The sequence below is a fragment of the Micrococcus sp. KRD026 genome, from assembly GCF_017168445.1.
Classification (GTDB): Bacteria; Actinomycetota; Actinomycetes; order Actinomycetales; family Micrococcaceae; genus Micrococcus; species Micrococcus luteus.
Genome location: NZ_JABFBA010000030.1, coordinates 16580 through 28373, shown reverse-complemented (window position 1 = coordinate 28373; position 11794 = coordinate 16580). Strand labels below are relative to the sequence as shown.

Annotated in this window: 10 protein-coding genes; 4 read left to right on the top strand and 6 right to left on the bottom strand. The window is 73.5% G+C overall.

Going from position 1 to position 11794, the window contains the following annotated elements:
* On the top strand, nucleotides 1-1345 hold a 1345-nt coding region (locus J1M40_RS10830; RefSeq protein ID WP_241252233.1), incomplete at its 5' end, for a hypothetical protein.
* A 45-nt stretch (nucleotides 1346-1390) separates the two neighbouring features.
* Here the strand turns inward: J1M40_RS10830 and J1M40_RS10825 are convergent.
* Nucleotides 1391-2542, bottom strand: a complete 1152-nt coding sequence (locus J1M40_RS10825; RefSeq protein WP_256369580.1) for an MFS transporter — start codon at nucleotides 2540-2542, stop codon at nucleotides 1391-1393.
* A gap of 141 nt (nucleotides 2543-2683) precedes the next feature.
* Between J1M40_RS10825 and J1M40_RS10820 the strand changes: the two genes are divergently transcribed.
* On the top strand, nucleotides 2684-4159 hold the full coding sequence (locus J1M40_RS10820; protein WP_206450789.1) for a phosphomannomutase/phosphoglucomutase: 1476 nt from the start codon (nucleotides 2684-2686) through the stop codon (nucleotides 4157-4159).
* Nucleotides 4160-4169: 10 nt separating this feature from the next.
* Here the strand turns inward: J1M40_RS10820 and J1M40_RS10815 are convergent, their stop codons facing one another.
* Nucleotides 4170-6365 (bottom strand): RecQ family ATP-dependent DNA helicase, encoded by a 2196-nt coding sequence (locus J1M40_RS10815; protein ID WP_206450788.1) that lies wholly within the window; start codon nucleotides 6363-6365, stop codon nucleotides 4170-4172.
* A 71-nt stretch (nucleotides 6366-6436) separates the two neighbouring features.
* Between J1M40_RS10815 and J1M40_RS10810 the strand changes: the two genes are divergently transcribed.
* Both J1M40_RS10810 and J1M40_RS10805 read left to right on the top strand, forming a co-directional pair.
* Nucleotides 6437-6895: an Rrf2 family transcriptional regulator gene (locus J1M40_RS10810; protein WP_002858036.1), complete on the top strand. Its 459-nt coding sequence runs from the start codon at nucleotides 6437-6439 to the stop codon at nucleotides 6893-6895.
* A 94-nt stretch (nucleotides 6896-6989) separates the two neighbouring features.
* Nucleotides 6990-8180: a globin domain-containing protein gene (locus J1M40_RS10805; RefSeq protein ID WP_087113713.1), complete on the top strand. Its 1191-nt coding sequence runs from the start codon at nucleotides 6990-6992 to the stop codon at nucleotides 8178-8180.
* A 26-nt stretch (nucleotides 8181-8206) separates the two neighbouring features.
* On the opposite strand, the gene J1M40_RS10800 is transcribed toward J1M40_RS10805, so the two are convergent.
* From J1M40_RS10800 to ureG, 4 genes are read right to left on the bottom strand one after another with little or no spacing between them, the layout of a single operon-like run.
* On the bottom strand, nucleotides 8207-9199 hold the full coding sequence (locus J1M40_RS10800) for an urea transporter (protein ID WP_060775568.1): 993 nt from the start codon (nucleotides 9197-9199) through the stop codon (nucleotides 8207-8209).
* Nucleotides 9196-10254 carry a HoxN/HupN/NixA family nickel/cobalt transporter gene (locus J1M40_RS10795; protein ID WP_100056467.1) on the bottom strand — a complete coding sequence of 353 codons (1059 nt, stop codon included), beginning with the start codon at nucleotides 10252-10254 and terminating at the stop codon, nucleotides 9196-9198. The genes J1M40_RS10800 and J1M40_RS10795 overlap by 4 nt, the downstream gene beginning before the upstream one ends.
* Nucleotides 10255-10292: 38 nt before the next feature.
* A complete protein-coding gene (locus J1M40_RS10790; RefSeq protein WP_206450787.1) occupies nucleotides 10293-11147 on the bottom strand; it encodes an urease accessory protein UreD in 855 nt (284 codons plus the stop codon).
* Nucleotides 11140-11751 (bottom strand): urease accessory protein UreG, encoded by a 612-nt coding sequence (gene ureG, locus J1M40_RS10785; protein ID WP_002854154.1) that lies wholly within the window; start codon nucleotides 11749-11751, stop codon nucleotides 11140-11142. Before ureG ends, J1M40_RS10790 begins: the two co-directional genes overlap by 8 nt.
* Nucleotides 11752-11794 lie beyond the last annotated feature (43 nt).

The window sequence follows — 11794 nt, the reverse complement described above, 5'->3', positions numbered from 1 at the left end:
TAAGAGACAGGTCGACACCCCCTCGCCCCGGCGACGCCGCTGGTGGGGGACGTCGGTGGCGCTCGCCCTCGTGCTGGTCGGCTGCGCCGCCCCGCAGGGGGACGAGGGGACGGCAGCCGGGTCCTCCGGCGCCACGGACGCTGCCGTCTCCTCGCCCGCATCTGCGGACGGATCCGAGGCCTCGTCCTCGCAGGGACGGTCCTCGGATGCGGCCTCCTCGCAGGCTGCGGCGTCGTCCGGCGAGGGCTCGCCGTCGGCCGCCGCAGACCCCGCGGGCCCCGCGGTCCCCCTGGCCGCCCGCTCCCATGAGGGCGTGCCGATGCGGGCCTTCACGGCGGAGGAGCGCCCGCCGCAGTTCGTCCTCTTCTCCTTCGACGGCGGCCGTCAGGACGCGCGCTGGAAGACCTTCCTGGACGCGGCGGCGGACTCCGACGCGAAGTTCACGGTGTTCCAGTCCGCGATCAACCTGATCGAGACCGCCAACCGGGAGAACTACACGGCACCCGGCAACACGCCCGGCTACGTGGGCACGGAGTTCGGCGGTGACGAGGCCGAGGTGGCGCAGCGCATCGAGAACATCAACACGGCCCACGCCGCCGGCCACGAGATCGGCACCCACTACGCGGGCCACCTGTGCGCCCTTGCGACGTACGGCGGCGACAAGTGGTCGACGGCCGAGTGGGAGCAGGAGTACGGCTCGTTCAGGGACATCCTCTCCGACCCCGCCGCCTACAACCCGGGCAGCTCCCTGCCGGCGCTGGAGGTCACCCCCGAGGACGTCAAGGGCGGCCGTCTGCCCTGCCTCGACGGGCAGTGGGACCAGCTCGTCCCGATGTGGAAGGACAACGGACTCGAGTACGACACGTCGCGTGCCGCGGCCGCCTCCGGCGTCGCCTGGCCCTACCAGGAGGACGGGATCTGGGAGTTCGAGATGCCGATGACCTGGTCCCCCGTGCTCGCCGAGAAGGGCGCGGCCAGCCCGTTCGTGATGGCGATGGACTACAACTTCTGGATCTCCGGCAACGGCGGCAAGGACATCCCGGAGGACGTCGCCCGACTCACCGACTTCCAGTACCGCACCTACCGCTACATGTACGACTCGGCGCTCGCGGGCAACCGCGCCCCGCTGGTCTTCGGCAACCACTTCAACGACTGGGGTCTCAACGCGTTCAACCCGGCGGTGGAGAAGGTCATGCGGGAGGTCTGCGTCGAGGAGGACACCTACTGCGTGACCTACCAGCAGATGATCGCGTGGCTCGAGCTGCAGGACCCGGAGGTCCTCGCCGCCTGGCGCGACCAGGCCCGGTCCGCCACCGGCACGGATGCCGAGGCCCTCGGCTGGTGACCCGCGGGTCGACCCACTGACACCCGCCCCGACGACGGCCGCGGCTCAGCGCGCCGGGGCCGTCCCGCGTCCGCGCAGCACGACGACGGCGCTCGCCAGGGCGGTCAGCACCAGGGCCAGGACCATCAGCACCGTCCCCGGCCACCCGTGGGACTCGTGGAACACGCCGCCCAGCCAGCCGAAGAGGCTCGAGCCGGCGTAGTACGCGAAGTTGTACAGGGAGGTCGACTGGGCGCGGCCCGTGGGGGCGGCCGTCCCGGACCACGCGGAGGCCACGGCGTGGGCGGCGAAGAACGCGCCCGTCACGAGCACGAGGGCGGGCACCAGCACCGCCGGATGCGGGACCGACGTGAGGGCGACGCCCGCCGCCATGGCCGCCGTCGCGCCGGCCAGGACGGGCAGCCGGCCCACCCGCGCGGCCAGCCGGCCCGCGCGCGGCGACGACCACGTGCCCGCGAGATAGGCGAGGAAGACGAGGCCGGCCGCCGTCGGCGTCCAGGAGAACGGCGGGCCGAGCAGGCGGTACCCCACGAAGTTGTACAGCGCCACGAACCCGCCCATCAGCAGCGCCCCCTGCAGGTAGACGGCGACGAGCTCCGGCGAGCGCAGGTGGCCGCGCACGATGCGCACGAGCGTCGCCGGGGAGGTGGGCGACGGCGTGAAACGCCGGGCGCGCGGCGTGATCGCCAGGAAGCCGACCGTGCACAGCACCCCGACCACGGTGACGGCCAGCATCCCGCCGCGCCACGAGGACGCCTCCGCGACGGGCAGAGCCAGGAGCCGGCCGGAGAGACCGCCGAGGGTGGTGCCGGCGATGTAGGTGCCGGCGGCCGCCGCGACCGCGTGCGGGGCCACCTCCTCCGCCAGCAGCGCCACGGCGAGTCCCGCGACGCCCCCATGCGCCATGCCCTCGAGCAGGCGCAGGCGGAGCATGGCCTCGAACGTGGGCGCGAGGACGCCCGCGAGCGCGCACGCGCTGGCGGAGACCATCGAGACCACCATGGCGCGTCGGCGGCCCCACCGGTCCCCGGCCACGGACCACGGCACCACCGACAGGGCGAGGCCGAGCGTGCTGGCGGAGACGAGCAGGGCGGCGCGGTCCGCGGGGACGCCCAGGTCGTCGCTGACCAGCGGCAGCAGACCCTGCGGGGAGTAGAGCTGGGCGAACGTGGCCACCCCGGCCAGGAACAGCCCGATCAGCAGCCTGCGATACGCGGCCTCCCCGGGGGCGGCCGGTGCGGGTCCCGACGGCGGGACGGCCGGGGGCCCCGCGCTCGGGGGCGGAGTGGTCGGGGGCACGCCCTCACTGTATCCAGGCTGTCCACTACGATCGGTCGGGTGACTACCTCGACCCCCTCCCTCGACCTGCACGACTCCTTCAAGGCGTACGACGTCCGCGGCATCGTGGGCGAATCCATCACGGCGGAGAGCGTCCGCGCGGTGGGCGCGGCCTTCGTGGACGTGCTGGGCCTGGCCGGTCAGACCGTGCTGGTCGGCGGGGACATGCGCCCCTCCTCGCCCGCGTTCATGACGGCCTTCGCCGAGGGTGCCACGCGCCGCGGCGCCGACGTCGTCACCCTGGGGCTGATCTCCACGGACATGCTCTACTACGCGGCGGGCGTGAAGCAGGCCGCGGGCGTGGTGTTCACCGCCTCGCACAACCCGGCCGAGTACAACGGCATGAAGATGGCCCAGGCCGGCGCCGTGCCGGTCTCCTCGGACACCGGGCTGTTCGAGATCCGCGACGCGGCCCAGGCCTACCTCGACGCCGGTGAGATCCCCGCCGCCGAGACCGCCGGCACCGTGACGGAGGAGGACATCCTCCCCGGCTACGCCGCATACCTGCGCTCGCTCGTGGACCTGACGGGGGTGCGCCGCCTGAAGGTCGTGGTGGACGCGGGCAACGGCATGGCGGGCAAGACCACCCCGGCCGTCCTCGGCGACGCCGAGCTGGCCGCCCTGCCGCTGGAGATCGAGCCGCTCTACTTCGAGCTGGACGGCACCTTCCCGAACCACCCGGCCAACCCGCTGGAGCCGGAGAACCTCCGGGACCTGCAGGCCGCCGTCGTGGAGCACGGCGCGGACATCGGCCTGGCATTCGACGGCGACGCCGACCGCTGCTTCGTGATCGACGAGCAGGGCGCCCCGGTCTCCCCCTCCGCGGTCACCGCCCTGGTGGCCCGCCGCGAGATCGCCCGCGCGAAGGCCGACGGTGAGCAGACCCCCGTGGTCATCCACAACCTGATCACCTCCCGCGCCGTCCCCGAGCTCGTGGCGGCCGACGGGGGCCGGGCCGTGGAGACCCGCGTGGGCCACTCCTTCATCAAGGCGGTCATGGCCGCCGAGTCCGCCGTCTTCGGGGGTGAGCACTCCGCGCACTACTACTTCCGCGACTTCTTCAACGCGGACACCGGCATGCTCGCGGCCATGCACGTGCTGGCGGCCCTGGGCGGCCAGGAGCAGCCGCTGTCCGAGCTGGCCGAGGAGTACGAGCCGTACGTGGCCTCCGGAGAGATCAACTCGCAGGTCGCGGACAAGGACGCCGCCGTGGCCGCGGTGGTGGCGCAGTTCGCCCCCGCCGTGGGCGAGGGCGTCGGCGAGGGCCGGGCCGTACACGAGGACTTCGCCGGGGTGGCCACCACGGTGACCCGCATGGACGGCACCACGGTCGCCGCCCAGGACGGCACGTGGTGGTTCAACCTCCGCCCGTCCAACACGGAGCCGTTCCTGCGCTACAACGGCGAGGCCCGCACGGCCGCCACCATGGATGCGCTCCGCGACGCCGTGCTGGCGATCGTCCGCGCGGAGCGCTGACCTCGGCGGCTCATCCGGCCTGGGCGAGGACGAGCGGCAGCACCCCCTGGGCGCCGGCCTCGCGCAGCACCCGCGCGGCCTCGGCGAGCGACCACCGCGAGTCGACGAGGTCGTCGACCAGCAGCACGGGGCCGTGGCGGCCGGCGTCCGGGGCGGTGCGCAGCATCTGCGCCATCGCCTCGGGGACGGCGAACCGGCCGTACACGGACCCGAGCCGGTAGGCGCTGTTGCCGCCCGGCCCGGCCGTGGGGCCGCCGCGCGCGTGTTCGAGCGAGCCGAGGAACGGCAGCCGGCCGATCCGGGCGATCCCCTCGGCGAACGACCCCACCAGCTGCGGGCGGGTGCGCGAGGGCATCGCGACGACGGCGATCGGCCGCGTCCGCCACCCCCAGCAGGCCAGGACATCGACGGCGCCCCGCAGGACCTCCTCCGGCACCGGGGCGTCCTCCCGGTCCAGCAGGTCCCGCAGGACGGTGCCCCACCCGAGGTCCGTCAGGCGGGCGAGCGCGCGGCCCTCCTCGGCCTGCGACTCGGACGCGATGCGCCCCTTGACGGGCACGCCCAGCCGGTCCATGCCTGAGGGCCACATGCGACGGGGCTCGATCGGCACACCGGTGCGGCGCAGGGCGGCCTCCGCGCGCTCCCGCGCCGCCCCGTCCGATCCCGTGGGGTACCAGGGGCCGGCGCAGACGTCGCAGCGGCCGCACGGCGCGGCGGTGGGGTCGTCCAGGGTGCGGGCCAGGAACTCCATGCGGCACCGGTCCGTGGTCTGGTAGTCGAGCATGAGCCGCTCCTCGGCCCGGCGGGCCTCGGCCACGCGGGCGTACCGCTCGGCGTCGTACGTCCACTCCCGCCCGGTGGCGCGCCAGCCGCCGCCCACCCGCTCGACCGCCCCGTCCACGGCGAGGACCTTGAGCAGCAGCTCCAGGGAGGTGCGCTTGATCCGCACGTCCGGCTCGAGCGCCGCCACGGAGAGGGCCCCGCCGTGGTCCGCGAGCGCCCCCAGCACGGCGCGCGCCTGCTCCTCGTCCGGCATGGAGGCGGTGGCGAAGTACTCCCAGATGCGACGGTCCTCGGGCCCGGGCAGCAGGAGCACGTCCGCGTGGTCCGTCCCACGGCCGGCGCGGCCGACCTGCTGGTAGTACGCCACGGGCGAGCCCGGCGCACCGAGGTGCACCACGAACGTCAGATCCGGCTTGTCGAAGCCCATGCCGAGCGCCGAGGTGGCCACGACGGCCTTCACCCGGTTGGCCTTGAGGTCCTCCTCGATCTCGGCGCGACGCTCCGGGTCTGTGCGGCCCGTGTAGGCGACCACCTCGTGCCCCGCCTCGCGCAGGGCGCGCGCCGTGTCCTCGGCGGCGGAGACGGTGAGGGCGTAGACGATCCCGGAGCCCGGCAGGTCCTCGAGGTGGTCGAGGAGCCAGGCCAGGCGCGCGGCCGGGCTGGGCATGCGCAGCACGCCCAGGCGCAGCGAGGCGCGGGCCAGGGGGCCGCGGAGCACGAACACGTCCTGCTCGGAGGCGACGCCGAGCTGCTCCACCACGTCCGCCACCACACGGGCGTTGGCCGTGGCGGTGGTGGCCAGCACGGGCACCGCGCGCGGCCCCTCGGCGGGAAGCAGCCCGATCAGGTCCCGGATGCGGCGGTAGTCCGGCCGGAAGTCGTGGCCCCAGTCGGAGATGCAGTGGGCCTCGTCCACCACGAGCAGGCCCATGCGCGCCACGAGGTCCGGCAGCTGCTCGTCCCGGAACCGGGGGTTCGTGAGGCGCTCGGGCGAGATCAGCAGCACGTCCACCTCGTCCGCCGCGAGCCGAGCGCGGACCTCGTCCCACTCCGTGGCGTTCGCCGAGCTCACGGACACCGCGCGCACGCCCGCCCGGGCCGCGGCCGCGACCTGGTCCCGCATGAGCGCGAGCAGCGGGGAGACGATCAGGGTGGGCCCTGCGCCGCGGGCGCGCAGCAGCAGGGAGGCCACGAAGTACACGGCGGACTTGCCCCAGCCGGTGCGCTGCACCACCAGGGCGCGGCGGCGGTGGGCCACGAGCGCCTCGATCGCCTCGAACTGCCCGTCCTTGAATCGCGCGTCCGGCCGGTCCACGAGCCGACGCAGGACGGCCAGGGCCTCCTCGTGCAGCGCGGCGTCGCCCCCCGGTGCGGAGGTCTCGGGGAGGCGGGGGCCGGCGTCGGGGTGCGAGGTGGCGTCCATGGCGTCAGTATGCCAACCGGCCCGGACACCGCAGGCGCGGCGGGGCCGTGCACCGGTGGGATGATGGGGGGATGAAGCTGAGCGCCTACACCGACGTCTGCCTGCGGGTGCTGATGACGCTCGCGGCCGCCGAGGGCGAACGGCTCACCAGCCAGCAGATCGCGGACCGGATCCAGGTGCCCTACAACCACGTGATCAAGGCGGTCGCCGAGCTGCGCCGCCGCGGGACCATCGAGGTGCTGCGCGGTCGGCACGGCGGGGCCATGATCGCCGCGGCCGGTCTGGACCAGCGTGTGGGCGAGCTCGTGCGCTCGCTGAGCAGCCGCGACGAGGTGATCGACTGCGCCGGGCGCGACTCCGGGGTGGCGTGCCCCTACGCCGGCGACTGCCGCCTGCGCGGCGCCCTGCACCGCGCACGCGAGGCCTTCCTCGCCGAGCTCGACACCGTGCGGATCCGGGATCTGGTGAGCGCTGGGCCTGTCGGCGGGCCCGTGCTGCTGGGCCTGCCGGAGATCCCCGTGGCGCACTGACGGAACGGGCCGGGGGCGAGTTCCCGGCGGCGACGGCCGGGTGTAATCTGGCAAAATCAGCGCAAGATTCCCCACCGAGGAGACGGAGACCCCCGTGCTGTCCGAGAAGTCCCGCCCCGTCATCGAGGCCACCGCCGCCGTCGTCGCCGAGCACATGCCGGAGATCACGCCCCTGTTCTACGCCCACATGTTCGAGGCCCACCCCGAGCTCCTCGACGGCGTCTTCTCCCGCGCCAACCAGCGCAACGGCGAGCAGGCCCAGGCCCTCGCCGGATCCATCGTGAAGTTCGCGGTGCACCTGCTCGAGAACCCGGGCACCCTGCCCGAGGCCGTCCTGTCCCGCATCGCCCACAAGCACACCGCCCTCGGCATCGTCGAGGAGCAGTACCCGATCGTCTACGAGAACCTCTTCTGGGCCATCGGCGAGGTGCTCGGCGACGCCGTCACCCCCGCGGTGGCCGACGCCTGGACCGAGGTCTACTGGCTCATGGCCGACGCCCTCATCAAGATCGAGAAGGGCCTCTACGCCCAGCAGGCCAACGACAGGATGTGGACGGACTGGAGGGTCGTCGCGAAGGAGCCCACCGGCAACGCGGCCGTCACCTTCCGCTTCGAGCCGGCCGACGACACCCCGCAGTCCCGCGGCAGGGCCGGCGGCTACGTGTCCGTGCGCCTGAAGGTCGAGGACGGCCTGCGCCAGTGCCGCCAGTACTCCCTCTCCGAGAAGGCCGAGTCCACCACCGAACGTGTCATCACCGTGAAGCTGGACGAGGGCGGCGAGGTCTCGCCCATGCTCATCCAGAACGTGGAGGTCGGCGACGTCATCGAGCTGTCCAACCCCTACGGCGACATCACCCTCGAGGACGAGGACTCCACCGCTCCCCTGGTCCTGGCGACCGCCGGCATCGGCATCACCCCGGCCGCGGCGATCCTGGACGCGCTCGCCCAGCAGGGCTCGGACCGCCAGGTCCTCCTCTTCCACGGCGACGCGTCCTGGGAGGCGGTGGCCCTGCGCGAACAGGTGACGGAGTCCCTGGCGGCGTTGCCGCACGGCGACGCCCGCCTCTTCCTCGGGGTGCGGCCGGAGCAGGACCCCGAGGGCGTCACGACCGTCGAGGGTGTGATGCACTTCGACGACGTCGAACTGCCCCGCGACGGGCACTACATCCTGTGCGGCCCGCTCGCGTTCATGCAGTCCACCCGCTCGAAGCTGATCGACGCCGGCGTGCCCGCGACGTCCATCCGCTACGAGATCTTCGGCCCGGACCTCTGGCTCGCCGCCTGATCCGGCCCTCCTCCGGACGTCGGGTCTCAGCCCCGGCCGGCCGCCCGCCGCGCCCCGGCGACCAGCAGCAGCGTGGCCCACATGCCCAGCAGGAAAGGCCAGGTGAACACCGGGATCGCGGTCTCCACCAGCACGTGCTGGAAGGCCAGGCTCAGCGCCACGCCGACGACGACGAGCGGCACCCGCCGTCGCCAGCCGCCGAGCCCCTGGACCACCGCGCCGAGCGCGATGGCGACGAGCACGGAGCTGTACCCCCACAGGCCCGTGGACACGTCCGTGAGCTCGTGCCCCACGATGAGACGGGCCGCGGCGAAGGAGGCCACCGCGCCGAACAGCCCGTAGAGCCCCACCCGCCAGGACCCCACGAAGAGGGCCGCCAGGATCAGCGCGCCCGGGAGGGCGCCGTCCGCCAGGACCACCTCCGCGAAGCTGTTGAGCAGTCCCAGGCCGAGACCGGGCCACGGGGACCCGGATGAGGTCAGCGGGGCGGAGGGCCCGGCGAGGGCGGCCGTGAGGAGGGTCAGCATGCCCGCGGTCAGGCAGAACGGGGCGGTGGACACCGGGAGTCCCGCGGAGCGCAGGGGCCGGGTCGCGAAGAGCCGGGCCACGAGCACGTGCACGGGGACGCAGGCTGCGGCGCCGACCACCGTGGCCAGCACGGCTGTGAGGGGGGTGGGCGCGAAGACGAGCGCCGCGGCGGCCCCCACGAGCGCGCCGTTGTAGCCCATGATCCCGTGCCGCGCCTCGTCGCCGAGCACGACCGCCCGGGCCCGCAGGTCGTCCTCGGTCTCGTCGGGGTGCCGGACGGCCGAGCACAGCGCCTGCACGGCGGAGCCCAGGGCCGTCGTCACCGCCGCCCAGGGGTGCATCAGCGCCAGGGCACCCAGGATCAGCGCGCCGCTCAGGGAGTTCTCCAGAAAGAAGATCTGGGACACCCCGCGCAGCACCGTGCGGAGGGCCGTCCCGAGGGGACGCGGCGCACGGGGGGATCGGGACGGAGCCGTGGTCGACGTCGTCATGCCCCATCCCCCACGGGACAGACCCGGCCGCGCCGGTGCTCGAGCAGGGCGGCGCACAGCCAGATGAGAACGAAGACGCCGACGAGCGCCAGTCCCGCGTGGCCGAGGTCCACCTCCGCCAGCCAGGTGGTCACCGGGTCCGTCAAGCCCAGCAGCTCATGGACGAACGCGCCGAGGGTGAGCACCGCGATGAACAGGGCCGAGACCGCGGACACGGAGGTGACGACGAGGTTGAAGCGGCGCCGGCGCTCGGACTGCTGCAGAGCGCTCGAGTAGAGCCGCATCATGCCCAGCCCGTTGGTGGTGTCGCAGAGCGTCATGGCGGCGGTGAACGCCACCGGCAGCGCCAGCAGGGTCACCAGGGGGATGCCGGCGGCGGAGACGGACACGGCCAGCAGCAGCAGGCCGATGGTCGTGGCCGTGTCGAAGCCCAGGCCGAAGAGGAACCCGATGACGAAGATGTCCCGCGGGGAGCGCACACGGCGCAGCGGGGCCCGCAGGAGGCGCGTGACCAGACCCGTGGGCTCCTCCGCCGGGCCCGGACGCCGTACTGCGGACGCCCGGCGCAGCCGCAGCGCCGAGACGCCGTTGTACACGCCGAGCAGCAGCAGGTAGCCACCGGACACGCCGGTGCCGATCAGTCCGAGCACCCGGTTCGCCGGCGACCCATCGGCGAAGGCCCCCTGCATGAGCCCCGCCCCGGCGACGGCCAAGACCGCCGCGAGAGTCACCACGAGGGAGTGGCCCAGGCTGAACGCCAGGCCCACGCCGGCCGGGCTGCCGCCCTCGGAGACGAACTTGCGCGTCGAGTTGTCGATCGCGGAGATGTGGTCCCAGTCGTAGCTGTGCTTGAGCCCCGCCCCGTAGGCGGTGACGAGCGCGGCCAGGAGCACGGGCGAGGGCGACGCTCCGCCGTACCCGCCCAGCAGCAGCGCCGCGGCGAGGACGTGGAGCGCCACCACCACTGCGTAGACGGCCGCCACCCGCACCCGGAGCGGTCGCTCCGGGGCGGCTGTCCTGTGGGGCGTCACGGCGGTCGGGACGGCATGGCTCATAGGGGGTCCTCCTCCTCGGCGGGCACGGATGGGGTGGGTCAGTACTTGCGCAGGGCGAGCGGGGACTGGTCCCGCCAGCGGGCACGGAGCAGGTCCGCGAGCGCGTGGTGCAGGGCGGTGATGCGGCCGGTGGAGGCGGCGAGGGAGCGCACGCCCACGCAGTCCACCCCGTGGGCGCGGCCCGTGCCCGCCCGGGTGATGCCGGAGACCGTGTCCGAGGCGTCGACGACCTCCGTGAGCTCGGCGACGAGGTCCGCGTCCAGCCGACGGTCAGCGACCAGCAGCTGCCCGGTGTGGGAGTGGCCCTCGAGCATGCCCATCCCGGTCAGGCCCTGGCCCTCCGCGGGGTGGAGCCGGAGCTGGTCCACGACGAGCCGGCGGGGGTCCCCGCCGGGATCGACGGTCACCTCCGTGCGCATGCCGAGCCGGTCGTAGCGGAACGGCTCGGCGGTGGGCGACCACCCGGGGGTGATCACCTCGGCCAGCAGCACAGAGGCGGAGGGGTCCATCACCACGCGGGTGTCCTGCAGATAGGACCCGCCCCGGTACACGATCAGCTGGTCGGGCACGTACTCGAGGACGGCACCGGGTCCCAGCCGCAGGGTCATGTCCTGCCGGGCGGGGCCCTGCGGGGTGCGGTAGACCTTCGTGGCGGACTGCGTGGTCAGCAGCAGGGAGGCATCCTCCTCGACGTCGACCTCGATCCCGTACCGGTCGGCGCCGAAGTAGGCGCCGCCGGGGTTGATCACGGTGTAGGAGACCTGCCCGGACCGGTCCAGGTAATGGGGGCGCAGCACGCGCAGCGCCCCCTGGTGGAACTGCCGGGCGGCCACGGAGCGGCCGCCGCGGACGGCGACGCGCAGGCGCAGCTCGCCGGTGAGGCCCTCAGCCAAGGTCTGCCATCAGCACGTCGTTGCGGATCCAGTCCATGACGACGTCCAGGCCCTCGTCGGTCTTGAGGTTCGTGAAGGCGAACGGGCGGTCCTTGCGGAACACCTTCGAGTCGGACTCCATGACGGACAGGTCGGCGCCCACGTACGGGGCCAGGTCCGTCTTGTTGACGATGAACAGGTCCGACTTGATCATGCCCTGGCCGGCCTTGCGCGGGATCTTCTCACCCTGGGCGACGTCGATGATGTAGATCGAGAAGTCGACGAGCTCCGGGCTGAAGGTCGCCGAGAGGTTGTCGCCGCCGGACTCCACGAAGATCACCTGAAGGTCCGGGAAACGGGCCTTGAGCTGCTCGATGGCCGCCTCGTTCATGGAGGTGTCCTCGCGGATGGCGGTGTGGGGGCAGCCGCCCGTCTCGATGCCCACGATCCGCTCCTCCGGGAGCACCGAGGTGCGGGAGAGGATCTTGGCGTCCTCGATCGTGTAGATGTCGTTGGTGATGGCGGCCATCGAGATCTCCTCGCTCATCGCGCGGGTGAGGCGCTCCACGAGCTGGGTCTTGCCGGCCCCCACGGGGCCTCCGATGCCGATGATCACGGGATCCATGGTGTTCTCCTTCTGTGTGTGTCGGTGGTGCCGGGCCGGCCCC

Bases quoted from the DNA above. Each gene is read 5' to 3' on its own strand.
- J1M40_RS10815 (WP_206450788.1), bottom strand. From the start codon at position 6,365: ATGGACGCCACCTCGCACCCCGACGCCGGCCCCCGCCTCCCCGAGACC.
- J1M40_RS10810 (WP_002858036.1), top strand. From the start codon at position 6,437: ATGAAGCTGAGCGCCTACACCGACGTCTGCCTGCGGGTGCTGATGACG.
- J1M40_RS10800 (WP_060775568.1), bottom strand. From the start codon at position 9,199: ATGACGACGTCGACCACGGCTCCGTCCCGATCCCCCCGTGCGCCGCGT.
- J1M40_RS10795 (WP_100056467.1), bottom strand. From the start codon at position 10,254: ATGAGCCATGCCGTCCCGACCGCCGTGACGCCCCACAGGACAGCCGCC.
- ureG (WP_002854154.1), bottom strand. From the start codon at position 11,751: ATGGATCCCGTGATCATCGGCATCGGAGGCCCCGTGGGGGCCGGCAAG.